Annotated in this window: 23 protein-coding genes; 11 read left to right on the forward strand and 12 right to left on the reverse strand. The window is 64.4% G+C overall.

What is annotated here, in order from left to right; translation table 11 throughout:
* Positions 1–7: 7 nt before the first annotated feature.
* Genes G5C33_RS12310 through rpoD form a run of 4 tightly spaced genes read left to right on the forward strand, consistent with a single transcriptional unit; the run spans position 8 to position 4,844 of the window.
* On the forward strand, positions 8–460 hold the full coding sequence (locus tag G5C33_RS12310) for a GatB/YqeY domain-containing protein (protein ID WP_165327484.1): 453 nt from the start codon (positions 8–10) through the stop codon (positions 458–460).
* A gap of 53 nt (positions 461–513) precedes the next feature.
* Positions 514–909: an endonuclease domain-containing protein gene (locus tag G5C33_RS12315; RefSeq protein WP_165327485.1), complete on the forward strand. Its 396-nt coding sequence runs from the start codon at positions 514–516 to the stop codon at positions 907–909.
* Complete coding sequence (gene dnaG, locus G5C33_RS12320; protein ID WP_165327486.1) at positions 906–2,768, forward strand: DNA primase; 1,863 nt, start codon at positions 906–908, stop codon at positions 2,766–2,768. Before G5C33_RS12315 ends, dnaG begins: the two co-directional genes overlap by 4 nt.
* Positions 2,769–2,810: 42 nt before the next feature.
* Positions 2,811–4,844, forward strand: coding sequence for an RNA polymerase sigma factor RpoD (gene rpoD / locus G5C33_RS12325; RefSeq protein WP_165327487.1), 2,034 nt, complete (start codon positions 2,811–2,813; stop codon positions 4,842–4,844).
* 52 nt (positions 4,845–4,896) lie between these two features.
* Here the strand turns inward: rpoD and G5C33_RS12330 are convergent, their stop codons facing one another.
* Genes G5C33_RS12330 through G5C33_RS12345 form a run of 4 tightly spaced genes read right to left on the reverse strand, consistent with a single transcriptional unit; the run spans position 4,897 to position 8,529 of the window.
* On the reverse strand, positions 4,897–6,024 hold the full coding sequence (locus G5C33_RS12330) for an ABC transporter permease (RefSeq protein WP_165327488.1): 1,128 nt from the start codon (positions 6,022–6,024) through the stop codon (positions 4,897–4,899).
* The gene (locus tag G5C33_RS12335) at positions 6,021–6,953 is read right to left on the reverse strand and encodes an ABC transporter ATP-binding protein (RefSeq protein ID WP_165327489.1); all 933 of its coding nucleotides are present in this window, start codon (positions 6,951–6,953) and stop codon (positions 6,021–6,023) included. The genes G5C33_RS12330 and G5C33_RS12335 overlap by 4 nt, the downstream gene beginning before the upstream one ends.
* Entirely contained in the window at positions 6,950–7,918 is a 969-nt protein-coding gene (locus tag G5C33_RS12340) for an HlyD family secretion protein (RefSeq protein WP_165327490.1), read from the reverse strand. Before G5C33_RS12340 ends, G5C33_RS12335 begins: the two co-directional genes overlap by 4 nt.
* On the reverse strand, positions 7,915–8,529 hold the full coding sequence (locus G5C33_RS12345) for a TetR/AcrR family transcriptional regulator (protein WP_165327491.1): 615 nt from the start codon (positions 8,527–8,529) through the stop codon (positions 7,915–7,917). The genes G5C33_RS12340 and G5C33_RS12345 overlap by 4 nt, the downstream gene beginning before the upstream one ends.
* A 272-nt stretch (positions 8,530–8,801) precedes the next feature.
* Between G5C33_RS12345 and G5C33_RS12350 the strand changes: the two genes are divergently transcribed.
* Together G5C33_RS12350 and G5C33_RS12355 are read left to right on the forward strand one after the other, a co-directional pair.
* A complete protein-coding gene (locus tag G5C33_RS12350; RefSeq protein ID WP_165327492.1) occupies positions 8,802–9,467 on the forward strand; it encodes a DUF6975 family protein in 666 nt (221 codons plus the stop codon).
* A gap of 75 nt (positions 9,468–9,542) precedes the next feature.
* A complete protein-coding gene (locus G5C33_RS12355; RefSeq protein ID WP_165327493.1) occupies positions 9,543–10,391 on the forward strand; it encodes an AAA family ATPase in 849 nt (282 codons plus the stop codon).
* 523 nt (positions 10,392–10,914) lie between these two features.
* On the opposite strand, the gene G5C33_RS12360 is transcribed toward G5C33_RS12355, so the two are convergent.
* A complete protein-coding gene (locus G5C33_RS12360) occupies positions 10,915–11,145 on the reverse strand; it encodes a helix-turn-helix domain-containing protein (protein ID WP_165327494.1) in 231 nt (76 codons plus the stop codon).
* Entirely contained in the window at positions 11,145–11,606 is a 462-nt protein-coding gene (locus G5C33_RS12365; protein WP_165327495.1) for a DUF2975 domain-containing protein, read from the reverse strand. Before G5C33_RS12365 ends, G5C33_RS12360 begins: the two co-directional genes overlap by 1 nt.
* Positions 11,607–11,689: 83 nt before the next feature.
* On the opposite strand from G5C33_RS12365, the gene G5C33_RS12370 reads away from it, so the two are divergent.
* The 4 genes from G5C33_RS12370 to G5C33_RS12385 are packed head-to-tail and all read left to right on the forward strand — an operon-like array spanning position 11,690 to position 15,952.
* A complete protein-coding gene (locus tag G5C33_RS12370) occupies positions 11,690–12,583 on the forward strand; it encodes an ATP-binding cassette domain-containing protein (protein WP_165327496.1) in 894 nt (297 codons plus the stop codon).
* Positions 12,584–12,594: 11 nt separating this feature from the next.
* Positions 12,595–13,308, forward strand: coding sequence for an ABC transporter permease (locus G5C33_RS12375; RefSeq protein WP_165327497.1), 714 nt, complete (start codon positions 12,595–12,597; stop codon positions 13,306–13,308).
* 32 nt (positions 13,309–13,340) lie between these two features.
* Positions 13,341–14,738 carry a glycosyltransferase family 39 protein gene (locus G5C33_RS12380; protein ID WP_165327498.1) on the forward strand — a complete coding sequence of 466 codons (1,398 nt, stop codon included), beginning with the start codon at positions 13,341–13,343 and terminating at the stop codon, positions 14,736–14,738.
* A gap of 35 nt (positions 14,739–14,773) precedes the next feature.
* On the forward strand, positions 14,774–15,952 hold the full coding sequence (locus G5C33_RS12385) for a vWA domain-containing protein (RefSeq protein ID WP_165327499.1): 1,179 nt from the start codon (positions 14,774–14,776) through the stop codon (positions 15,950–15,952).
* Between the two features lie 186 nt (positions 15,953–16,138).
* On the opposite strand, the gene G5C33_RS12390 is transcribed toward G5C33_RS12385, so the two are convergent.
* A complete protein-coding gene (locus G5C33_RS12390) occupies positions 16,139–16,516 on the reverse strand; it encodes an Hpt domain-containing protein (RefSeq protein WP_456114989.1) in 378 nt (125 codons plus the stop codon).
* On the opposite strand from G5C33_RS12390, the gene G5C33_RS12395 reads away from it, so the two are divergent.
* The gene (locus G5C33_RS12395; protein WP_165327500.1) at positions 16,506–18,863 is read left to right on the forward strand and encodes a coiled-coil domain-containing protein; all 2,358 of its coding nucleotides are present in this window, start codon (positions 16,506–16,508) and stop codon (positions 18,861–18,863) included. The genes G5C33_RS12390 and G5C33_RS12395 overlap by 11 nt on opposite strands.
* A gap of 125 nt (positions 18,864–18,988) precedes the next feature.
* Here G5C33_RS12395 and G5C33_RS12400 read toward each other — a convergent pair whose 3' ends face one another.
* The 5 genes from G5C33_RS12400 to G5C33_RS12420 all read right to left on the reverse strand — a co-directional run bounded on the left by G5C33_RS12400 (position 18,989) and on the right by G5C33_RS12420 (position 25,164).
* Entirely contained in the window at positions 18,989–19,252 is a 264-nt protein-coding gene (locus tag G5C33_RS12400) for a DUF1467 family protein (protein WP_165327501.1), read from the reverse strand.
* Between the two features lie 2 nt (positions 19,253–19,254).
* Positions 19,255–20,898, reverse strand: a complete 1,644-nt coding sequence (locus G5C33_RS12405; RefSeq protein ID WP_165327502.1) for a ribonuclease J — start codon at positions 20,896–20,898, stop codon at positions 19,255–19,257.
* 224 nt (positions 20,899–21,122) lie between these two features.
* Entirely contained in the window at positions 21,123–23,477 is a 2,355-nt protein-coding gene (locus tag G5C33_RS12410; RefSeq protein ID WP_228275055.1) for a TonB-dependent receptor, read from the reverse strand.
* 195 nt (positions 23,478–23,672) lie between these two features.
* The gene (locus G5C33_RS12415) at positions 23,673–24,449 is read right to left on the reverse strand and encodes a type III pantothenate kinase (RefSeq protein WP_165327503.1); all 777 of its coding nucleotides are present in this window, start codon (positions 24,447–24,449) and stop codon (positions 23,673–23,675) included.
* A gap of 13 nt (positions 24,450–24,462) precedes the next feature.
* Positions 24,463–25,164 carry a biotin--[acetyl-CoA-carboxylase] ligase gene (locus tag G5C33_RS12420; RefSeq protein ID WP_165327504.1) on the reverse strand — a complete coding sequence of 234 codons (702 nt, stop codon included), beginning with the start codon at positions 25,162–25,164 and terminating at the stop codon, positions 24,463–24,465.
* Positions 25,165–25,205 lie beyond the last annotated feature (41 nt).

Here is a 25,205-nt window from a genome sequence, read left to right on the forward strand (position 1 = left end):
AGACACCATGATCCGAGATGATATCAAAGCCGCCCAGATTGCCGCGATGAAGGCAGGCGACAAGGAAAGCCGTGCCACGATCGGCCTGATCCAGAGCGCGATCAAGAATCGCGACATCGAAATGCGTGGCACCGACGTGACCGACGACAACGCGCTGGTGATCGACGTGCTTCAGAAAATGGTGAAGCAGCGCCGCGAATCGATCGATATGTACCGCAAGGGCGGCCGCGAGGAACTCGCCGCCGCCGAGGAGGCCGAAGTCGCCGTGATCGAACGCTTCCTCCCCGCGCAGATGAGCGAGGAGGAAACGCGCAACGCGATCGAGGTCATCAAGATCGAAACCGGCGCCAGCGGCATGAAGGACATGGGCAAGGTGATGGCCGAGCTGAAAAGCCGCCACGGCGCCGAGCTCGACATGAGCAAGGCGAGCGGGCTGGTGAAGGCGGCGCTGGCGGGGTGAGCGATAGCGGTGCCTCGACTCCTCTCCCCTCCCGCTTGCGGGAGGGGTCGGGGGTGGGCACTGTCGAAGGCATCGACCGGCCGACAAAGACGGCACGCAAACTCCGCAATCGAGCTACACCCGCCGAACGGATGTTGTGGCGCCGCCTGAACGGTCGCAAACTCGGTGTCCGTTTCAACCGTCAGATGCCAGTTGGCCCCTTCGTCTGCGATTTCATGTGCCGCTCGGAAATGCTGATCGTCGAATTGGATGGCCATAGTCACGATGTTCGAACCGAGGCGGATGATCTTCGCCAGCGCTTCATCGAGTCGCGCGGATTTCGCGTCTTGCGGTTCTCGAATGCTGAAGTGCTTGGAAATGTCGACGGCGTGATCGAAGGCATCGCTTTTGCCCTGAAGAAGGGCCCACCCCCAGCCCCTCCCGCAAGCGGGAGGGGAGAAGACACATGAGCCTCTCCCCCCAATTCCTCGACGAGCTGCGCAATCGCACCACGCTGTCCGCGCTGATCGGCAAGACCGTGAAGCTCCAGCGCGCGGGCAAGGAATTCCGCGCCTGCTGCCCGTTCCACAACGAAAAAAGCCCCAGCTTTTACGTCAACGACGACAAGGCGTTCTACCACTGCTTCGGCTGTGGCGCGCATGGCGATGCGATTCGCTGGATGACCGATCAGCGCGGCCTGCCCTTCATCGACGCAGTGAAGGAACTCGCCGCCGCAGCGGGCATGGAGATGCCGGCACAGGACAAGCGCCAGGCCGAGCGCGACATGCGCGCCAAAGGGCTGCGCGAGGCAATGGAAGATGCGAAAGCCTGGTTCGCCGAGCAGTTGCACGGGCTCGAAGGTGCGCAGGCACGCGCGATGCTCGAACGGCGCGGAATCAGTGCCGAAACGGCGCGCGCCTTCGGCATGGGCTTCGCTCCCGATTCGCGCACCAAGCTGCGCCAGGCGCTCGCCGAATATGGCGACGCGATGCTGGTCGAGGCGGGGTTGCTGATCGCAGTCGAGGGCAAGGAGCCCTATGACCGGTTTCGCGGCCGCTTGATGATCCCGATCGGGGACGTGCGCGGGCGGACAATCGCGTTCGGCGGCCGGATTATCGGCGACGGCGAGCCCAAATATCTCAACTCCCCCGAAACCCCGCTGTTCGACAAGGGGCGCAATCTCTTCAACCTTGATCGCGCACAAGCCGCCGCGCGCAAGACCGACCGGGTGATCGCGGTCGAAGGCTATATGGACGTGATCGCGCTCGCGCAGGCCGGGTTCGCCGAGGCCGTCGCCCCGCTCGGCACGGCGATGACCGAGCATCAGCTAGAGCGGCTGTGGCGGATGGCGGACGTGCCCCTGCTCTGCTTCGATGGCGACGCGGCAGGACAGAAAGCCGCGATCCGCGCCGCCCACCGCGCGCTGCCTTTGCTCCAGCCGGGGCGCAGCCTCGCCTTCGTCACTTTGCCCGACGGGCAGGACCCCGACGATCTGGTGCGCGGCGCCGGCTCAGCCGCGTTCGAAGCGCTGCTCGGCAAGGCGCAGCCGCTCGCCCAGCGGCTATGGGAACATGAGGTCGCCGCCGAACCGCTCGACACCCCCGAACGGCGCGCGGGGCTGCGCCGCCGGCTCACCGAACTGGCGCAGGGCATCGGCGATCCGATGGTGCGCGACGAATATGCCTCCGAGTTCCGGCGACGGTTCGAGGAAATGTTCGCCCGCCCCGCCCGGCAGTTTCAGCAGCGCGGCTATGACGGCCCGCGCGGCGGCAAGCGCGGCAACTGGAAGCCCCCGCCCCGACCGGTCGGCACCAAGGCGCGCGGGGTTCATGCCTCGGGCCTCGATCCGATGCTGGCGCGCGCCGTGCTGGCCGGGCTCATCCGTCATCCGGCGGAGATTGCGCGACACATGGAAGTGCTCGGATCGCTGCGCATCGGCAACGGCGCGCTCGAACGATTGTTCGCCGCCGTAATCGATGTCGCACTGGAAGCACGGCAGCTTGATAGCGACCGCATCCTCACCATATTGGAACAGTCCGGTTTCGATACGGTCGCGAGCGAGCTTCTGAGAGCTGACACCCTGCCCTTCTCCTTCACCCGCAAGACGACGGATGAGGCAAGGGCTCGTGCGGACCTCAACGAAGCGATCGCGGTGATGGTGGCTCGGCCGGCGGTGGAGGCGGCAATCGCCGAGGCCACGGCATTGGTGAATGTCGACGAGACTGGAGAAGCGTTCGCCCGGCAAGTGGCGCTTTTGCGGCAGCGGCAGGAACTTCAGGCCCGGCTCGCGAATCTGATACTTGCGGACGAAGAAGATTTCGACGATTAGGGCGGTGTAAAATAAGCGCCGTCACCAACTTGAGGGTTATTGATGGCGAAGGCGAATATGGCGGATGCGTCCGAAAATGCGGAAACGGGCGACGCGCCGCTGATCGATCTCAATGAAGGCTCGATCAAGAAGCTCATCGCGCGCGCCAAGAAGCGCGGCTACATCACCGTGGACCAGCTCAACGAGATGCTGCCGCAGGACCAGATGTCCAGCGAGCAGATCGAGGACGTGATGGCGACGCTCAACGACATGGGTATCAATGTCGTCGAGAATGAGGACGCCGGCGAAGACGCCGAGCCCGAGGACGACACGCCCGAGGAGGTCGATGTCAGCGCGGGCCAGGAAGGCCAGGCGCCTCCGGTCGAAACCAAGAAGAAGGAAACGGTCGACCGCACCGATGATCCGGTGCGCATGTACCTGCGCGAAATGGGCGCGGTCGAGCTGCTCAGCCGCGAAGGCGAGATCGCCATCGCCAAGCGTATCGAGGCCGGTCGCGACACCATGATCCTCGGCCTGTGCGAATCGCCGATCACCTTCAACGCGATCATCGACTGGTCGAACGCACTCAATGAAGGCGAAATGCAGCTGCGCGAGATTCTCGATCTCGACGCGATGCTTTCGAAGGACCCCGCCCCGGAAAGCCTGTCGGACGACGATGACGGCGATGATTCGGGCGAGATTTCCGAAAAGACCGCCGGCCCCTCCTACAAGGAGGAAGAGGAACCCGAGGAGGAATCGGCCGACGACGAAGAGGATTCGATGACCGAGCGCCGCGCCCAGCGGCCGTCGGACGACGATGAGGAAGACAATACGCTGAGCCTCGCGCAGATGGAGGAGACTCTCAAGCCGCAGGCGCTCGAGAAGTTCGCCAACATCACCTCGATCTACAAGAAATTTTCGGCGATGCAGGCCAGGCGGCTCGACGCGATGGCGGCGGGCGGCGAGCTTTCGGCCGCCGACGAGCGCAAATATCAGAAGCTGCGCGAGGACCTGACCGCCGAAGTCGAAAGCGTCCAGTTCCACCAGGCCAAGATCGAATATCTCGTCGATCAGCTTTACAGCTTCAACCGGCGCCTCACTGCACTGGGCGGCCAGATGCTGCGCCTTGCCGAGCGCCACAAGGTGAAGCGCAAGGATTTCCTCGAAAGCTATATGGGCAACGAGCTCGACGAGAGCTGGCTCGACACGGTCAGGAGCCTCGACAAAAAATGGGCTGCTTTCGCTGAAAACGAATCCGGCGCGGTCGATCGCATCCGCAACGAAGTCGCCGAAATCTCGCAGCAGACCGGCATGGCGCTCGACGAATTCCGCCGCATCGTGAACATGGTGCAGAAGGGCGAGCGCGAGGCACGTATCGCGAAGAAGGAAATGGTCGAGGCCAATCTCCGCCTCGTTATCTCGATCGCCAAGAAATACACCAATCGCGGGCTGCAGTTCCTCGACCTCATCCAGGAAGGCAATATCGGCCTGATGAAGGCGGTCGATAAGTTCGAATATCGCCGCGGCTACAAGTTCAGCACCTATGCGACCTGGTGGATCCGTCAGGCTATCACGCGTTCGATCGCCGATCAGGCGCGCACCATCCGTATCCCGGTGCACATGATCGAAACGATCAACAAGCTGGTGCGTACCAGCCGCCAGTTCCTCCACGAGCAGGGCCGCGAGCCCACGCCCGAGGAAATGGCCGAACGGCTTTCGATGCCGCTCGAAAAGGTGCGCAAGGTGATGAAGATCGCCAAGGAGCCGATCTCTCTCGAAACGCCGATCGGCGACGAGGAGGATTCGCATCTGGGCGATTTCATCGAGGACAAGAACGCGATCATCCCGGTCGATGCCGCGATCCAGTCGAACCTCAAGGAAACGGTGACGCGGGTGCTCGCCAGCCTCACTCCGCGCGAGGAACGCGTGCTGCGCATGCGCTTCGGCATCGGCATGAATACCGATCACACGCTCGAGGAAGTGGGCCAGCAGTTCAGCGTGACGCGCGAACGTATCCGTCAGATCGAGGCGAAGGCGCTGCGCAAGCTCAAGCACCCGAGCCGCAGCCGCAAGATGCGGTCGTTCCTCGACCAGTAACGACGCTGAAATAGAGCATTCAGGGGTCGCCCGTCGGGCGGCCCCTTTTTCGTTATTCCAGCGTATCTCCGTACCGATGCGCCGCGAGGAGTGCGAGCAGCACACCCATCACGATCAGCACGCCCAGTTGTGGCAGCGTATCGCCGAACCCCCAGCCCTTCAGCATCACGCCCCGCACGACGCGCAGGAAATGCGTTACCGGTAAGGTTTCGCCCAGCCACTGAGCCCAAGTCGGCATGCCCGCGAAGGGAAAGGCGAATCCCGAGAGCAGGATGCTCGGCAGAATGTAGAAGAAGCTCATCTGCATCGCCTGCATCTGGCTGTCGGCGAAGGTTGAAAGCGTGAAGCCGAGCAGCAGGCTGACCGTCACAAAGACCAGCGTCCCCACGCCCAGCGCCCATGCCGGCCCCTGAAACGGGACGCCGAACACGATCAGCGCGACTGCGATGATGATCACTGTCTGCAAGGCGCCGATCGCGACGAAGGGCAATATCTTGCCCGCCATGACCTCCATCGGGCGCAGTGGCGTGGCGAGCAGGTTTTCCATCGTCCCGCGCTCGCGCTCGCGCGCCACCGAGATCGACGTCATCGTCACCATCGTCATCGACAATACGACCGCCAGCAGCCCGGGAACGATATTGTGGCTGGTAATCCCCTCGGGATTGTAGCGCCGCTGGATCACCACATCGACCGGCGAAGGTGGCGGCGCCCGAGCCGCGGTGGGGCCGATCAGATCGTGCCGCAGCCCCGACAGCACCGATTGCTCGACCGCCGATATGGCATTGCCGGTCGATGCCGGGTCGGTCGCGTCGGCGAGCACGAGCAGTTGCGGGCGGTCACCGCGCACCAGGTCGCGCGAGAAATTGGGCGGGATGATGATCAGGAACTGGACCTCGCCCTGCCGCAGCATCTCTTCCCCTTCGCCCGGACGAGTCACCGGAATCAGATCGAAATAAGTCGAGTTGCGCAGAGCCGACTGGATCGTTCGCGTATAGGTAGAGCTGTCGTTGGTCTCGATCGCGGCCTTCAAATGGCGCGGATCGTTGTTGATCGCGAAGCCGAACAGCGAGAGCTGGATGAGCGGCATCGCGACCACCAGTCCGAACGTCACCGGATCACGGCGCAGCTGGTGGAATTCCTTGACCAGCATCGCCCAGACGCGGCGCAGCATGTCGTTCATGCCGACACCGAGACACTATTGTCGGGCGATTGCCGCATCAGATAGATGAACACGTCCTCGAGCGTCGGTTCGGTCTCGTTCCAGCGGATATCGGGGGCGATATCGTCAACAGCCTGGCGCAGCGCATCATATTGCTCGCCGCAGACATGCATGGTGGTGCCGAATGCCGCCGCCATCGCGACACCGGGCCGTTTCTCCAGTTTCGGCGCCAGCCGGTCGGCCCCCGGCCCTTCGCCGGTCAGCGCGACGAGGCCGGAATCGCGTACGATCTCCTCACTTGTCCCCCGCGCCCGCAGCACGCCATAGGCGATATAGGCGATGTCGTGGCACCGCTCGGCCTCGTCCATATAATGCGTCGAAACCAGCACGGTGACGCCGTCGCCCGCCAGCCGGTGGATCTGATCCCAGAATTCGCGTCGCGCGAGCGGATCGACGCCCGCGGTCGGCTCGTCGAGCAGCAATATCTTCGGTTCGTGCAGCGTGCATGCCGCCAGCGCCAGTCGCTGCTTCCACCCGCCCGAAAGCGTACCCGCCAGCTGGCCTGAGCGGGTTTCCAGCCCGAGCTGTTCGAGCGCGTCGGTCACGCGCCGCTTCTTGTTGTCGAGCCCGTGCGCGTCGGCGAAGAAGTTGAGATTCTCGCGGATCGTCAGATCCTCGAACAGGCCGAAACGCTGAGTCATATAGCCGACCTTCTGCTTGATCTCGGCGCGACAGGTCGCGAGGTCGAGCCCAAGTACGGTGCCCTCGCCTTCGTCGGGGATCAGCAGCCCGCAAATCATCCGCAATGTCGTCGTCTTGCCCGACCCGTTCGGGCCGAGAAAGCCGCTGATCCGGCCATGCCCGATATCCATCGTGACATGATCGACCACTGTCCGGCCGCCGAATATCTTGGTCAGGCCGGACACCGATATGGCGGGCGCGTCGCTCATTGCGGGCGCACTTCCACCGGGACGCCGGGATGGAGGCGCGCGACATCGCCCTGCGGCTGCGCCTCGACGAGGAAGACGAACTTCTCACGCGCATCCTCGCTGTAGATGATTGGCGGCGTGAACTCGGCCTGCGGCGCGATATAACGGATTGTGGCCGAGAACGGATCGCCGCATCCATCGCAGGAAACGCGGACGGCCTGCCCTTCCTGCAATGTCGAAACAACGCTTTCGGGAACGAAGAAGCGGATGCGGACCTTGTCCGGCGGCAACAGCCGCACGACCGGGGTGTTGGCGGGGACCCACTCGCCCGGATTGAAATAGGTCTGCTGCACCTGCGCCGCGACCGGCGCGGCGGGAGCGATTTCGTCACCCCGGCGCCGCTGGGCGGCGATCGCGGCCTCGGCCTGCTGCACCTGCGCGCGTGCAGCCTCGATCTGGTCCTGCCGCCCGGCCAGTTCGCCGGATGCCTCGCTTGCCTGTGCCTGGCGCAAGGTGGCACGGGCACTGTCGCGCGCCGCCTTGGCCGCATCGAGCTGGCTGCGTGTGGCAAAACCCTTTTCGGCAAGCGTCGCGATCCGTTCATATTCACGCTGCGTTCGCTCGACTTCGGCGCGCGCTGCTTCCTGCTGCGCGCGCGACACGCCCAGTTCTGCCGGGCGCTGGCGCGGGCTCTGCAAGTCCTCAAGCTGGGCCTGCGCCTGATCGCGCTGCGCCTGAAGCTGGCGCAACTGCGCCTCGGTGCTGACTGCGTTGAGCGCGAAGAGCGCGTCACCCGCGGCCACCTTGCCGCCGCGCGTGACGTCGAGCCGCGCGAGCGTGCCCGAAACCGGCGCCGCGACCTGAATCGATTCGCCCTCGACATAGCCGAGCCAGGGCGCGGGTTCGTCCGGTCCGCGCAGGAACATCCACCAAATCGCGACGCCAACCAGCGCCAATATGGCGATCGGCAATAGTATCCGCCTCACGCAGTTTCTCCCTGCAGAAGTCCGTGGAGCAATATATCGACATGCGACCGGGCCAGCGCCGCCAGCGACATCGGCTCCGCGCCTACAGGCGCGAAGATGGTATTCCACAACACACCGAGCACCAGCGGCCCGGCGACGCTGCGCGCGGCCAGATAGGGATCGACCGCGCGAAACTCACCTCGGTCGATCCCCTGCTGCACCAACCCTTCGATCAGGGTCAGCACCCGGCTCACCGCGACATCGTGCCAGGCCTTTGCCAGCTCGGGAAAATTGCCGCTTTCACCGATCACCAGCCGCGGCAGAAAGGCGACGTCGTCATCGGCCAGTTTGCCCGCGGCCTCCTGCGCGAAGATCGCCAACCGCTCCGACGCCGAGGCGTCGGCCAGAGTCAGTGGAAACGCGTCGGGGAGCGAGGTTTCAATCAGCCAGTCGATCAATTCGCGGAACAATGCCTGCTTGTCGGCGAACTGCAGATACAGCGTCGCTTTCGATATCCCCACACGCTTGGCGACATCCTCCATCCGCGCGCCGGCAAAGCCGTTTGCCGCAAATATTTCGCGCGCGGCGGAAAGGATCGAATCACGGCGATCGGGGGGCGTGCGACGGGCCATGCGAACCATATAACTGACGCGTCAGTTATTTAAAGGGTCAATTCCGGCAACCATGCTGCAGTACACAACGCATTCCCCTCCGGGGCGATCCGCCACGCACGCCGGTTTTGTGCGGCGTCGCACGCGCCGGACCGCGCATTTGCGCGGCCGAAAGCGGTTTCCCGCAAATTTTTCGGCGTAAACCACGTCTTTACGCGCTTCGGTATAGACCTGATCGTCAGAAAGGTGCGGCCGGTCACCGACAACCGGCGGTGTTCAGCGTGTGGGGGCTTATGCCGTACGATACCGTCCAGATTTCCCGGCTGGGAGGCGCCTGGGGCGCATTGGGCGCTTTGACCGCTTCGGATGGCAGCGCAAGCCATCGCCATATTCGCAAGCTCGGCGAACGGAACGAGGATCCGCGCGACCTGGCCGACGCGGTTCATTATCTCTGCCTGCTCCACGGCCGGCATCCAGGCGTGGTCGATCACGCACTCAACCATGCCGAGGAAGCCCCCGAGCGCGAATGGCTGCAGGAAGCCGCCGATGCCTTCGCGACCGAGCGCGGCTATCTCGTCCGCCTGGTCGCTGCCGCCGGGCCCCTGCCCTCCACGCCCGGACAGGCCGAATCGGAAGCCGCCGCGGCGGGACAGCGCCATGCCCTTGATATGCTCGCCCAGTCTGATCGCGCCGGTTGCGCGGCGGGGGCCGCAATCGCGCTGGTGCTCGACTGGCAGGCGATTCGTGAAGTGCTCGATGCCGCCGCGCTGCGTCTGGGGATGGAAAGCCCGTTGTGCCGCTTGCCGATCGCCGAAGAAACGGCCGCGCTCGTCGCTTCGATTACCACCGAATTGCCGCGCGAACGTGCGATGATGTTCGGCGCGCAACAGGTCTATGCTCAGCATCGCGGCCTGTGGGATCTGCTCGAAGCACGCGCCTCCGCCCGCGAAATGCACTGAGTCTCGGCGCCGCGGCGATGCGGCGCCCGCGAACAAGACTTGCGCTGCGCCGCCCCCCGCCTCTATCCGGGATGCATGCGCTTCGAAGGTACCCAAGACTATGTCGCCACCGACGACCTGAAGGTCGCGGTCAATGCCGCCGTCACGCTGCGGCGCCCGCTGCTCGTCAAGGGCGAGCCGGGCACCGGCAAGACGGTGCTGGCCTATGAGATCGCCAAGGCAGTCGATGCCCCGCTGATCGAATGGAACGTGAAATCGACGACCAAGGCGCATCAGGGTCTGTATGAGTATGACGCGGTCGCCCGCCTGCGCGACGGCCAACTCGGCGACGAACGCGTCCACGACATTTCCAACTATATCCGCAAGGGCAAATTGTGGGAGGCGTTCACTGCCTCCAGGACGCCCGTGCTGCTGATCGACGAGATCGACAAGGCCGATATCGAATTCCCCAACGACTTGTTGCAGGAACTCGATCGCATGGAATTCCATGTCTACGAGACCGGCGAGACGGTCCGCGCCGCCGAACGCCCGATCGTCGTCATCACGTCGAACAACGAGAAGGACCTGCCCGACGCGTTCCTGCGCCGCTGCTTCTTCCACTATATCGCCTTCCCCGATCGCGACACGATGGTCGACATCATCGAGGTCCACTTCCCCGGCATCCAGAAGATGCTGGTGAAGAAGGCGATGGATATCTTCTACGACATTCGCGAAGTGCCGGGCCTCAAGAAGAAGCCGAGCACCAGCGAGCTGCTCGACTGGCTCAAGCTGCTCCTCCACGAGGACATGCCGCTCGACGTCCTGCAGACGCAGGACCCGAGCAAGGCCATCCCCCCGCTCCACGGCGCGCTGCTCAAGAACGAGCAGGACATTCACCTGTTCGAACGCCTGGCGTTCATGGCGCGACGTCAGCAGGGGAAGTGAGGGCGCATCGCGAGCCGTAGCTTACGAATGACCGCGGTTGACTTTCTTCAGATGATCACGCCGAAATTAGCCGTCCTCACCGAACATTGATGGCTCCAGCTTCATGGTAGCCCCCGCTAGACGATCCTTGGCACATTCGGAATGAGCATAAATGCTTTGGCACGGATCATCTGCAGCTCGTGTATTTTCCGCCCAACGCCATAGGCTCTCGACTTGCAGCATGACGGCTCCCGCATCGGAGCGCGCAATTTGGTGGCCACAGAACCAACATTGAAAATCTGTCATGCCAGCGAAGCTGACACGACCGCGTGGCAACGGCAATGTTCTCCTCTTAGCCGCGATGCAGCAGCCTATTTCTGCCGTCGCCCCTGCACAGGCAGGGGCCTATCGCTGTGAAGTTTGGCGCTTCCGCCGACACAACGAGCGAGCCTTGTGTGTCAGACGGCGGGACGCAACGCTACAGACATGGGCCCCTGCCTGCGCAGGGGCGACGGCGACCATCCTTGCTAGCGCCCCCAACGCCTCACTCCTCCGCCCCCAAATCCCCTGGATCATATTCATAGCCCAGCAAGTCCCCCGGCGTGCATTCGAGCACTGCGCACATCTTCGCGATCGTCGCGAAGCGGATGCCGCGCACCTTGCCCGATCGGAATAGCGAGAGCTGCGTCTCGCTGAGCCCCATCGCCTCGGCCAGCTGCTTGCCGGTCATGCCGCGCTTGGCCAGCACGGCGTCGAGCGTAACCTGCACAGGCATCAGAAAAATGCGTCCAGCTCTTCGCGCATCGCGGCGGCCTGACGCAGCAGTTGCGACACCAGCACCAGCGTCGCGCCGACGATGCCGAGCGTGACTTCCGAACCATCGAACCCCGCGAACGGCCCGCGCCCGAAAATCAGCCCGCTGAGCAGTGTCGTCCCGAACACCTGAAACAGCGCGCCGCAGAACAGCGCCAGGCCGATGCGGAACAGGAGCTTTGGCACCACTGCGTCAAATCCTCCGCCCTGCGCGATCGATTTGAGCGCCTGCCGCACCATCCAGATCGCCCAGACATAGACATACATCGGCGCGAAATTGACGACGATATAGCCCGCCTGCGCGCCGCCCGTCCGCCACACCATCGTCAGCTGCATCACCGCGAGCAGTGCCAGCAGCACGAACGGCACTGTCACCAGCCACATCAGCACGCGGGCCCGCGCCCGCAATCCTTCGATCGTCATCGCTCTTCCCGGCTCGAAATTTAATCTTGACTTAAATTCTCATATTACCCCTATTTAAGCAAGACTTAAATAGGGAGTCAGCAATGACCACTGCCCTCGAGATCCGCGACCTCACCAAGCGCTTCGGCAAGCGCCCGCCTGCCGTCGACCATGTTTCGATCACCGTGCCGCGCCGCGCGATCTACGGCTTTCTCGGCGCCAACGGCGCGGGGAAGACGACGACGCTCAAGCTGGTGCTCGGCCTGCTTCGCCCCGATGGCGGCACCATCCGGCTGTTCGGGCAGCCCCGCGGATCGGCGACGCATCGCGTGGGATCGCTGATCGAGACGCCTTCGCTCTACGATCACCTCACCGGCCGCGAGAATCTCGACATCGCCCGGCGACTGCTCGCCCTGCCCGTCCGCGAGATCAACCGGGTGCTTGAAATCGTCGACCTCGACGCCGGCGCCGCGAACCGCCGCGCGGGCGGCTATTCGCTCGGCATGCGCCAGCGACTGGCTATCGCCCGCGCGCTGCTTGGCAGTCCGCGCCTGCTGATCCTCGACGAGCCCGCCAACGGGCTCGATCCCGACGGCATTCGCGACATGCGCGCGCTGCTGCGCCGACTGCCCGAAACCGGCGACATGACGCTGATAGTGTCAAGCCATTTGCTGTCCGAAGTCGAGTTGGTCGCCACTCATGTCGGCCTGCTCCATCGCGGCCGGTTGCTGCTCGAATCCCCGCTCGAGGAGTTGCGCGGCGGCGAAGCCGTGGAAGTGCGTACCGACGATCCCGTCCGCTCGGCACGCATCCTGATCGATGCAGGATTCGCGGTCGCCACCGATCGTCCGGCGGAGGAGCCCCTGCTGGTCACCGGCGCCCCGCCCGCGGTGATCGCCGGGCTGCTGGTCGAGCGCGGCCAGGCGCTGTCGCATCTCGCCAGCCGCCGGGCATCGCTCGAAACCATCTATCACGACCAAATCGCCCGCGCCGCCTGAAGGGAACCCCGATGCTGCTCCGCTATCTCACTACCGAAATCCTCAAGCTGCGCCGCTCGCTCGCGCTGCTGCTCTGCCTCGCCGCACCGACCTGCGTCGTGGTGCTCGCCACGCTTATGGCGCTCGACAAGGAGGAACCGGTGCTGCTGCCGATGTTCGGGATGAGCACGGCCGCCTTCTGGGCCTTCGCCATGCTGCCGCTGACGCTCACCGCGCTGAGCGTGCTGCTCGCCCAGATCGAGCACGGCCCGCGCGCATGGAACATGCTGCTGACGATGCCCGGGGCGTGGCCCAACGTCTATCTGGCCAAGGCGCTGGTCATGGCTGCGCTGATCGCGGCGATGACATTGCTGCTCTTCATCGAGGCATGGACAGCGGCCGGATTCATCGCGATGATCAAGCCCGTCGGGGAAGCGTTCGCGCCGGGAGACCTGGCGCAAATCCTCTCCAAAATGACGGTGGCGGCGATACTGGTCGCGATGCTCCAGCTCTGGGTCGCGCTGCGTTTCCGAAGCTTCGTGCCGCCGCTTGTTTTCGGGATCGCGGGAACCTTCGTCGCCATCGCCGCCACCAGCGCGAAACAGGGCATCTATTTCCCCTGGCTGCTGGCGGTGAACATGCTTTCGCAAGGCGATCGCCAGGCGTTCGCGCTGTGGTTGGGAGGCGCAGGCGGGCTGGTGGTGCTTCTCGCGATGCTGGTGCATCTCGGCCGACACGAAGCCTAGCCGCGCCTTCGGCCAACCGCTAAGCAAGCGCGATGACGGGAACGCCGGAACCGTTGCATCGCCGTTTCTGGATGACGGTAGCCGCGCTCGCCGCGCTTGGCCTCGGCTTGCGGATCGCGGCGGCGCAGGGGGCACTCTGGCTCGACGAGGCATGGTCGGCCTGGTCAGCGCACGAACTCGGCGCGCCGCTCGCCGTCTTCGCGCATTTCCATCACGACAATAACCACCATCTCAACACGCTGTGGCTGCAGCTTGTGGGAGTCAGCGCGCCGCCGCCGCTCCAGCGCGGACTGTCGATCCTCTGCGGCACGCTCGCCATTCCACTCGCGGCGGCGATAGCCGGACGACGCGGGCGACATGCCGGGATCGTCGCGGCATTGCTGTTCGCGGTCGCGCCGCTGCTGGTCATCTACGGCTCCGAAGCGCGCGGCTATGCGCCGATGCTGCTCGCGCTGCTCGTTGCAGTGTTGCTCACGGCGCGCTGGCTCGATGATCCCGACCGGCCGGTGCCCGCCATTCCGTTGACGCTGGCGGTGCTGTTCGGATTGCTCGGCCAGCTTACTTTCGCCTTCGGCGCCGCGGCCCTGTGCCTGTGGGTGGTGATCGCGCTGCTCCAGCGCCGGTCGCGGCGCGATGCCATTGCCGCGATTGCCCGATACGCATTGCCGATGGCCGTCGCCGGGCTGTCGACGCTCGCGGTGATTTTCGTTCCCGCGCAAAGGAACGGCGGGATGCGCTTCGGCAGCTATACCCCCTTTGACTGGGGCGACTGGGTGCATGGGGTGGCGATGATGCTCACCGGCTCGACAGGCGGCCTGATCGGCATTGCAGCCGTGATCCTGCTGTTGTCGCTCGGACTGACGTTGCGGGGTCAGCCGCGCATGGCCGGAATCGAAGGCTATTTGCGGCTCGCGCTCGCCGGCGTGCTTCTGGTGCCGCTTTTCCAGCTGGGGAATGCGGGAATCTCGCGCTATTATCTCGCCGCAGCCACTGCGCTGCTTCTTCTTGCTGCGATTGCCGCAGGTGTCGCGCTGCGCCGCCCCGGCTGGCCGCGTGGCCTGACGCTGGGATTGCTTGCAGTGCCGACCGTTACCTCGCTCATCGCCGATCGCGAACTGATCGCCGTCCAGCGCGGCGATCCCGGCGACGCGATCACGGCGATGATGCGCCGCGCGCCCACCGGCGCTCGCGTCGCGATCGAAATGAGTCGCGCCAGCGCCGTACTCGCGGTCGCGGCGAGCCAGAAACGCTATCGCCTGCGCATCGTCGGCGGCGCCTGCCCTGCAGAGCGCTTCCTGTTCCTCGACAAGACAGGCGGCCCGCTACCGATGCAGCCCGAGCGCTGCGGCGCGCGCTACGCGACGATCGCGGTCGGAAAAACCTCCAGCCTCACCGGCATGGACTGGAAGCTCTACGAACGCATCCCCTAGTTGCCCTCGCCCGCCCGGACGGGCAAAAGGCCTCCATGTTTCTTAACTTCCTCGACGAGCTGCGCGCCGCGGGCATTCCCGCCAGCCTGAAGGAGCATCTGCTGCTGCTCGAAGCGCTCGATCGCAACGTGATCGAACAGTCGCCGGAAGCCTTCTACTATCTCGCCCGCGCCACCTTCGTGAAGGACGAGGGGCTGCTCGATCGCTTCGATCAGGTGTTCGCCAAGGTCTTCAAGGGCATCGCCACCAGCTACGGCGTAAACCCGACCGATATCCCGGAAGAGTGGCTGCGCGCCGTTGCCGAGAAATTCCTCTCGCCCGAGGAAATGGAGAAGATCGAGCAGCTCGGCGACTGGGACGAGATCATGGAGACGCTCAAGAAGCGGCTCGAGGAACAGGAAAAGCGCCACCAGGGCGGCAGCAAGTGGATCGGCACCGGCGGGACCTCGCCCTTCGGCCATTCGGGCTACAACCCGGCGGGCGTGCGGATCGGCGGGGAGAGCCGCCACAAGCGCGCGGTCAAGGTTTGGGAAAAGCGCGAGTTCAAGAATCTCGATTCCACCCGCGAACTCGGCACCCGCAACATCAAGGTCGCGCTGCGCCGCCTGCGTCGCTTCGCGCGTGAAGGCGCCGCCGACGAGCTCGATCTCGACGCGACGGTGGAAGGCACCGCACGGCAGGGCTGGCTCGACATCCATATGCGCCCAGAGCGGCACAATGCGGTGAAGCTCCTGCTGTTCCTCGATGTCGGCGGATCGATGGACCCGCATATCAAGCTGGTCGAGGAGCTGTTCTCTGCCGCGACCAGCGAATTCAAGAACATGGAATTCTTCTATTTCCACAACTGCCTCTACGAAGGCGTGTGGAAGGACAATCGCCGGCGCTTCGCCGAGCGGACGCCGACCTGGGACGTGCTCCACAAGTTCGGCCACGATTACAAGGTCGTGTTCGTCGGCGACGCGGCGATGAGCCCCTATGAAATCAGCCACCCCGGCGGCTCGGTCGAGCATTTCAACGAAGAGGCCGGCGCGGTTTGGATGGAGCGGGTCACCAACACCTATCCCGCGACCGTCTGGATCAACCCGGTTCCCGAGGAACAGTGGAATTATTCCCACTCGACCCAGCTCATCCGGCAATTGGTGAGCGACCGCATGTACCCGCTGACGCTCGACGGGCTCGACGACGCGATGCGCGAGCTGACGCGGAAGCGGTAGGCGCATCGCCATCCACAAATACTACCGTCACCCTGAACTTGTTTCAGGGTCCACCGAGAAACAAGGCGCGAACCCATGTTGGTTTGCGGCAACGTCCCCCAAAATAGCAGGGCAAGGCACGTGCGGCACAGTGGATGCTGAAACAAGTTCAGCATGACAATTTTCCGCGAAGCTCTGGAAGGCCCGTTAGAGCCGGTCGATCGCGCGGTTGATCTTGCGCATGATTTCCGCGTCGCGCGGCTTGCTTTCCGCCGCTTCGTTGGCCAGCGCCATCAGCCGGACCGCGCCGAAACTCGCCGCCAGTCCCTTGAGCCGCAATGCCGCCGCCGTCCAGGACTCGTTCGTGTCCGCGGTTCGCAACGACGCGAAGCTGCGCCTCGCGCCTTCGAGAAACGCCTCACGCAGTTCGGCGATCAGCCCGGGCTCGTCGCCCACGGCAGCCGCCAAAGTCGCATCTATTGCACCGGGATCATACGCCATCGCACGCGTTTTAGCGCTCAGTTGCTTAAAGCTTTGTTGCGGCGACTGTTGGTTCCGCGATGAATCGTGGTAAATGCGCGACATGGCACGCACAAAACAGGCGAAGCACCTGCCCGAAACGCAGGAGGATGGCGGTAAGGAGCTGCTGCTTTCCGATGCCGCCGAGGAAGCGGCGCCGGAAACCGAGGCAGTCCGCGCGACGGGAAGCGATCCGCAGGACGTCCCGGAAATCGTGGAATATGAAGAAGATGATGGCGAATCGCCCGAGCCGTTGCGCCGCAATCTCTTCCTTCCCACGCTCACCATCCTCGCCGTCGTCGGCTGGTTCGGCGGCGCGCTCTGGGCCTCGCGTGCGACTCTGGAGGCGGGCATGCCGCCGCTGGATCTCATCCAGTTCATTGCCGCGCTTTGCGTGCCTCCTGCGCTGATCGGCATCTTTTACTTGCTCGCGCTGCGTTCGAGCACTGCCGAGGCGCGCCGCTGGGGCGCGACAGCGCGGTCGATGCGTGCCGAAGCAGAGGCGCTCGAACGCATGGTCGCGACGCTTTCGCGCAAGATCGAGGATAATCGCAAGGCACTGGCCGAACAGACCAATCACCTGATGGACATGGGCGACGGCGCCGCGCAGCGACTACAGACCACTGCCGATCGGATCGGCGAGCAGGCGCATGCGATCGACACCAGCGCAAAGACGCTCGGCGAAGCAGTCACCGGTGCCGAGGCCAAGGTGACGACCGTGCTCAACGCCTTGCCCCAGGCACATGAGGAAATGCGCGACCTGGCCCAGCAGATAGAGGAAGCGGGACTGACTGCGAGCCAGCGCGCCGCCGCGCTCGATGTTCAGCTTGCCGCGCTCAGCGAGCGCGGGCGCGAGGCGGACAGTGTCGCGGGCGGCGCCGCCGATCGGCTGGCCGCGCATCTCTCGCGCATGGAGGAGACGAGCGAACAGGCGGGGCAGCGGCTCGAAGCGGTCACCGGCGAGATGTCCGAAGCAGTCGACGGCGTGCTCGACCGGGCGGCGCAGGCAGTGGACGAAGCGCGCAAGGGCATTGCCGCGCAGGGCGAAGCGATCCTCGCGATGCTCAACGCCAACCAGTCGGCGCTCGACAAGGCCGGACGCGACAGTGTCGAGGCGCTGGGCGAACGCATTTCGGCGATCGAGGAAGCCGTGGATCGCATTTCGCGGCGGCTTTCCGAAGAACAGGGTCGTGGCGACGCGATCTTCGCCTCGCTTTCGGGCCATGTCGCCACGATCGACGGCGAAATCGCTGCGATGCACGAAAGCGGGATGGAACGCTCGCAGGCGCTGGCGGCCTCGATCAGTGCCTTGTCGGGCTCGGTCGGCGCGATGACCGAAGCGATGCATGCCGGCGACGCCACGGCGCGCGGCGTGATCGACACTGCCGAAGATCTGCTTACCGCGCTCGATGCCTCGACGCGCGAAATGGACGAGACGCTGCCTGCCGCGCTCGACCGGCTCGACACGCGGATCGCGGCGAGCCGCAAGGTGATCGGCGAAAGCAAGCCCGAGCTGCTTGCGCTCGTCACGGCTGCCGAAAGCACGCATGACGCGATTGAAGCGATCGCCGATGTCGTGTCGCAGCAGCGGGACACGCTCGCGCGGACCTCGCAGGACCTACTCGAAACGCTCGACGACGGGCGCGCCAAGGCCGAGACTTTGGAAACCATCGTCGATCAGGCGATCGGGACCACCCAGCGCTTTGCCGAGGACGCCGCCCCGCAGCTGGTCGATGCGCTGGTGCGGGTGCGCGAAACCGCCTCGGCGGCCGCCGACAAGGCGCGCGAGACGCTGCACGGCATTGTTCCCGAAGCGACACGCGCACTCGAAACCGCGGGGACCGACGCGCTGCGCAAGGCGATGGACAGCTCGGTCCGGCGCCAGCTCGGCGAACTCGCGGAAACGACCGAGGCCGCCGTCCGCGCCGCAACTCGCGCTTCGGAACGGCTGACGCAGCAGATGCTGTCGCTCGCCGAAACCACTGCGTCGATCGAACACCGGATCGAGGACGCGCGCACCGAACGCGAAAAGGCGGACAGCGACAATTTCGCGCGCCGCGTCTCGGCGTTGATCGAGACGATGAATTCGGCCTCTATCGACATCGCCAAATGCTTCTCGCAGGATGTGTCGGACAGTGCCTGGACCGCCTATCTGAAGGGCGATCGCGGTGTCTTCACGCGCCGCGCGGTGCGGCTGCTCGACACTGCCGAGAGCAAGCAGATCGCCGACCTCTATGCCGAGGACGAGGATTTCCGCGACAACGTCAATCGCTACATCCACGATTTCGAAGCGATGCTGCGGCAGATCCTGTCGTTGCGCGAAGGGTCGCCGCTGGGCGTGACCTTGCTGTCGAGCGACATGGGCAAGCTCTACGTCGCGCTGGCGCAGGCGATCGAACGGCTGCGGGCCTGAGGGCGGAGGCCCTGCCCCAGTGGATGCTGAACCGAGTTCAGCATGGCGATGTTTGCCCAGGCTTGGCTGCCCTTATCCCGTCGGTGCCGCCCCTGTCGAAGCATCGTTCTTCCGCAACGCCGGCCCTACCACTGGGTCCAGTCGAGCATCTCTGGCGTGACCCAGCCATAGAGATAATTGAGCACGAACAGCGCGAAGAGTACGGTCGCGACGATCGTGCTGCGCAACAGCGTGCGGCCGAGCCGGAATTCGTGCGGCGCGCTTTCGGCATGGCCCGGCTGTACTTGCTCACCGACCTCTGCCGCGGTCTTCACGCCAAACGGCAGGACGAGGAACACCGAAAAGACCCAGAACAGAAAATATACGGCCAGCATTGAAGGCAGGCCCATGATTATCCCTCCACGATCAGAACATCGACGACCGGCTTCTTGCCGGTCCAGCGCGTTGCCGTGCGCCGCACTGCAAGACGCAGGGTTTCGCGCAGATCCTCGATATCGACCCCGCGCTTACGATCGCGCAATGCCTCCGCCGCAGCGGCTGCAGCGTCCTGAAGGAAGGATTCGCGGTCTTCCTCCACCGGAACCCCCTGAAGGCGGATCTGCGGCACGCCGAGCATGTGCCCGTTCGATGTCAGTGCCACCGCGACCGAAATCTGGCCGTTGAGCGCCAGCTTGCGCCGCTCGTTGATCGTGCCGCCATCGGCGGGCAGGATCACGTCGCCGTCGAGCACCAGCCGGCCGACGGGCACATGATCGATCACTTCGGGCGTGCCGGGCGCAAGCCGCACGACTTCGCCGTTCACCTGAAAAATCGCGCCCGAAATCCCCTGATCGACGCCGAACCGCGCCTGCTCGATCATGTGGCGCACTTCGCCATGCACCGGCAGCAGATAGGTCGGGCGGATCCAGCGATACATCTCCGCCAGTTCCGGCCGTCCCGGATGCCCCGAAACATGCACGAACGCCTGGCGATCGGTGATCAGCCGGATGCCGCGATGCGCCAGCGTGTTCATGATCCGGCCGATGGCGAGCTCGTTACCGGGAATCTGCTTCGACGAAAAAACAACGAGATCGTCCTTGTCGAGCTTGATCGGATGCGTCCCCTCGGCGATGCGCGACAGCGCCGCGCGCGGTTCGCCTTGCCCGCCGGTCGCGACGATCATCACGCGCCCGGGCGGCAGGCTCATCGCCGTGTCGAAATCGATCGTCTCGGGGAAGTCACGCAGATAGCCGGTCGCCTTGGCGACGCGCAGGATGCGATCGAGCGAACGCCCGGCGACGCAGAGTTCGCGCCCGGTATCGCGCGCGACTTCGCCCAGCGTCTTCAGCCGCGCGGCGTTGGACGCGAAGGTCGTGACCAGCACCCGGCCGGTTTCACCGCCGATGACTTCGTCAAGCCCGGTGCGGACTTCGGCTTCGGAGCCGGACGCCTTTTCGTTGAAGACATTGGTGCTGTCGCAAACCAGCGCCAGCACGCCGTCATCGCCGATTTCGGTCAGTTCCTCGGCGGTCGAAGGCGTACCGAGCAGCGGCTGCTCGTCCAGCTTCCAGTCGCCGGTGTGGAAGATGCGGCCGTGCGGCGTATCGATCAGGACGGCATTGCCTTCCGGGATCGAATGCGCGAGCGGGACATAGCGGAAGCCGAACGGCCCCAGCTTGAAGCTACCTTCATTCTCGATGATGTTGAGCTCGACGCGATCGGAAATCCCTTCCTCATCGAGCTTGCCCTGAATGAGCCCGGCAGTGAACGGCGTCGCATAGAGCGGAACGCCGAGATCGAGTGCAAGATAGGGCAGCGCGCCGATATGATCCTCATGCCCGTGGGTCAGGACGATACCGAGCAGATCGTCGAGCCGCTCCTCGATAAACTGCAGATCGGGCAGGATCACGTCGATCCCAGGATAGCCCGCGTCGCCAAAGGTGATGCCGCAATCGACCATCACCCATTTTCCCTGGGTGCCGTAGAGATTGACGTTCATGCCGATCTCGCCCGAACCGCCGAGCGCGACGAAGAGAAGTTCCTTACCGGGAGTCACTGCGTTCCTATCGCTGCGCCGCGCGCGCGATCATGACACGCGGCAGAGTTTGAGATTGCCGATGCGCCGTTCTCCACTGCGGCTTGCGACCCCGCCAACCGGCGGCCAGCGCGTGAGGAACGTCGGACACGCGCGCTCTTTGGCACAGAAGCGCCAATGGGGACAGAGTGAAGTTGTACCGGGGAATTCCGGCCGGGCGGCACGCGCCCGGCCGGGATGCCGGATCAGAATTTGACGCCGAGACCGACGCCGTAGGTCACCGGCGCGCTCCAGGTGCTGCCGATACCCAGCGTGTTGAACAGCACCTGCGTGCGATAACGATTGTCGGTGACGTTGTCGCCGAACACCGAAATCGTGAACGTGTCGGTGATATCGGTCCATTCGGCGCGCAGCGAGAGCACCTCATACGCGTCCTGCCGGAACTGTTCCGACGGATCGAAATAGAAGGACGAGGTGTAGTAGAGGTTGCCCGACAGCGTCAGGTCGCCCCCCGCCAGCATGGTCGTATAGCTTGCGCCCGCCGATGCAGTGAACTCCGGCGCACGCTGCATCTGCAGCCCCGAAGCGTCGGTCGTCGTCTGCGTCAGCGAGCCCGGTCCGATCGCGCCGCAGGCGAGGTCGCCCGTGGCGACTGCCGGATCGCAATAGCTGTAATAAGGCGCGTTGGGGAACGACTTGTAGCGGGCATGCGTCCACGCAGCGCCCATGTTGACGCTGAACGCCTGGCTGACGCGATAGCGGACCTGGCCCTCGATCCCGTAGATTTCCGACGAAGCCGCGTTGCGGATCTGCGCCGCGCCGTTCTGATAGCTCGAAACCTGCAGGTTCTTATAGTCGTAATAATAGCCCGACAGATCGAGCGAGAACGACCGGTCGCCATATTTGTAGCCGACTTCAAAGGCGTCGATTTCCTCGGGCTCGACCACCTGCTGCGAAAGGCCGCCGACGTTCAGGATGCCCGCCTTGTAACCGCGCGTGTACGAGGCATAGATGCTCGACGACTCGCTCGGCTTGTAACGCACCACAACGCGCGGCGTCAGGCTGTCATTCGTCAGTTCGTCGACCGGGATCTTGGTTTCCGGCGGCAGGGAGCCGACCGAAACCGGGTTGCCGTCCGGCCCGGTATAGGAAGTGATGCCGAAATTCGTCTTGAAATAGGCATCGGTCACGATGTCGTGGCTGTACCGCGCGCCGGCAGTGATGAAGAGCTGCCCCGGCACCACTTCATAGGTAAGGTCGGCAAAGCCCGCCCACGACTTGCTGAGCGTGCTGGAGCCGCCATAGTCGGCGAAAGGCGTGCCGAACGATGCGTTGACGTCCCAGGTGTCGCGCGTCTGGAAATAGTTGAGACCGACCGTCCACTGCAGCCGCGACTCGGGATGCGAATTGAGCAGGAATTCCTGCGAGAAGGTCTCGTCAAAGATGTTCACGTTGATGTTGAACAGCGGCACCGCAGTCGCGTCGAGGTCACCGAACCAGGGCGTGTCGTCATCGCGATACTGGGTGTACGACGTGAAGTCGGCAAAGCCGAGATCCGCCTTGACCGTCGCCTGAACGGTATCCGAATTGGTATGGAAGCTGACCGGGCCGTTCAGCGTGACATGCCCCGGCTCGCTGGTGAAGGTGCCGGCCGGCGCATAATAATAGATCAGCGGCATGCCCTGCGAATCCGATGCGCCATAGACTGCCTGGCCGCCCGCCGAGACCTTGTCGAAGAAACCGGCATCGCCGCTTTCGTCGACATAGGCGTTGACCAGCTGCGGGCTGGGATCATCCTTGGTCGTGTGCGAATAGCGCAGCAGCACCGAAACGTCGGGCGAAACTTCGAACTTCAGCCCGGCGCGCACCGACCAGCCGTGGCTTTTGCCGGCCAGGTCGTTGCCGGTCAGATCGTCGGTGATGAAACCGTCATTCTCGGAAAACTGGGCTTCGATATCCATTGCGATATTGTCGGTCACGCCGAACGTCGCATAGGCCTGACCGTTGATCTCGTTGAACCGGCCATAGCTGAACCGCGCTTCGCCATGCGGATCGAAGCTCGGCTCGGCGGTCGTCACGATGATCGCACCGCCGGTAGTGTTGCGCCCGAACAACGTGCCCTGCGGCCCCTTCAGAACCTGGATACCCTCAACGTTGAGCAGGTCGAAATCGGCGACATAGGGGTTCGACTGGAAGAAGCCGTCAACATAGATACCGACATTCGGGCCACCGCCCGAGGTCGTGATCGCGGTCCCGACGCCGCGGATGGTCGGCTGCGCGGCCGCGCCCTGATAGTCGAAGCGAAGCGCCGGAGTGAGCTTGGTCGTATCGGACAGCTGCGTGACGCCCGCCGTCGCGATCTGATCGCTGTCGATGCTGGTGACGCTGATCGGCACGTCGCGCGACAGTTCGGTGCGGCGCTGTGCCGTGACTACGATTTCGTTTGCGGTTTCGAAGAGCTGTTCGTCTTCAACCGTCTGCTCGGTGGTGGTCGCGTCCTGATCGGCGGTCGCGTCCTGCGCCCACGCCGCACCCGGCATCACCATCAGCGCCGTCGCCAATGCCGCGGTCGACGTTGCAATCCTGTACGAGGTCCTCATCTCCATCACTCCCTGCACGCCGCGCCTTCCCGGAGCCCGGAGTGCGCAGTCTGGTTTCGCTACCCATGATGCCGGACGTCATGGCGGCGTTCCGGCGTTAACCGGGACGCTTCTAGGGATTGAAAAGAGGCGGCGCCAAGGCATAGCCCTTGGCAGTCAACGGATTTCGCCCTGTCGAATTGTGCTGTAAAACAGTTATTTTACAGAACGTTGCCAGAGCAACCCGAGTCCCTGAATGGTCAGATCGGCCTCAACCGCATCGAACACGCTGGTGTGTTGCTCGAACAATATGGCCAGTCCGCCCGTGGCGACCACCTTGGCGGGCCTTCCGATCTCCTCCCGAATCCGGGCGACCAGACCCTCGATCATCGAAATATATCCCCAGTAGATACCGATGTTCATCTGATCGACGGTGTTGCGGCCGATGACGCTGTCGGTCTCGGGCGCGGCGATCGCGATGCGCGGCAGTTTGGCGGCTGCGTTGACCAGCGCGTCGAGCGACAGGTTGATACCGGGCGCGATGATCCCGCCCTTATACGCACCGCGATAGTCGATCACGTCGAACGTCGTCGCAGTGCCGAAATCGATCAGGATGACGTCGCCGGGATGCGCGGCATGCGCGGCGATCATGCTGACCGCGCGATCGGCCCCCAGGCTCTGCGGCTCCTCGACATCGAGCGCGAAGCCCCATTGCGCCGCGCCCTTGCCCGCGATCACCGGCTCGACGCCGAAATATTTGGTGCTGAGCACTTCGAGATTGTGGAGCGCGCGCGGCACGACGGTGGCGACGATCACGGCGGTCACCGCCGAACGGTCATAGCCTTCGAGCTGGAGCAGCTGGTTGAGCCACACGGCATATTCATCGGCGGTGCGGCGCGGATCGGTGGCGATGCGCCAGCGCGTGCGGATCTCGCCGTCCTCCAGCAGCGCGAAGACGATGTTGGTGTTACCGGCATCGATGGCGAGCAGCATTGGGGTGCGTCCTTCAGATCAGGAATACGTCGCCGGCGTGCATGACATGGCGGCCGCCATCGGCCAAGCGCAGGATGAGCGCGCCGTCTCCGGTCAGCCCGGCATAGAGTCCTTCGACAACGCTGCCGTCGGCCTGCCGCGCCTGCAACGCAGTCCCCTCGGGATGCGCGCGCGCTGTCCAGCGGTCGCGGATCGCGACAATCCCCTCCCCGCGCCACCGCGCCAGCCAGCGAGAGAAGCATTCGGCCAGCGTTTCGAGGAACAGCGCCGGATCGGGCGTGGCGCCATAGGCGGCCATGCTCGTCGCGGGCCGTTCGGTATCGGTCGGATGGTGCGCGATATTGACGCCGACGCCGATCACCACGGCATTGTCGGCGCGTTCGAGCAATATGCCCGAGAGCTTGGCGCCTTCGACCAGCAGGTCGTTGGGCCATTTGAGCAGCAACGGCGCGTCGGGGAGGAAGGCGCGCACCGCCTCCTCCAGCGCCACCGCCGTCACCAGCGCAAGCGTCGCCGGCGGCGGATCGGCGGGACGGAGCCGAACCAGCGTGCTCGCATAGAGATTGCCTTGCGGCGATACCCAAGCCCGCCCCTGCCGCCCGCGCCCGCCGCTCTGGCGCGCGGCGCGAAGCCAGAGCCCCTCCTCGGCGCCCGAACGCGCGAGAGCGAGCATATCGGCATTGGTAGAGCCCGTCTCCGCGACGGTGCGGATCATGCTACCCAACTATCCACCACCGTTGGCACTGAGCCTGTCGA

The organism is Sphingosinithalassobacter tenebrarum, assembly GCF_011057975.1.
Lineage (GTDB): Bacteria > Pseudomonadota > Alphaproteobacteria > Sphingomonadales > Sphingomonadaceae > Sphingomonas > Sphingomonas tenebrarum.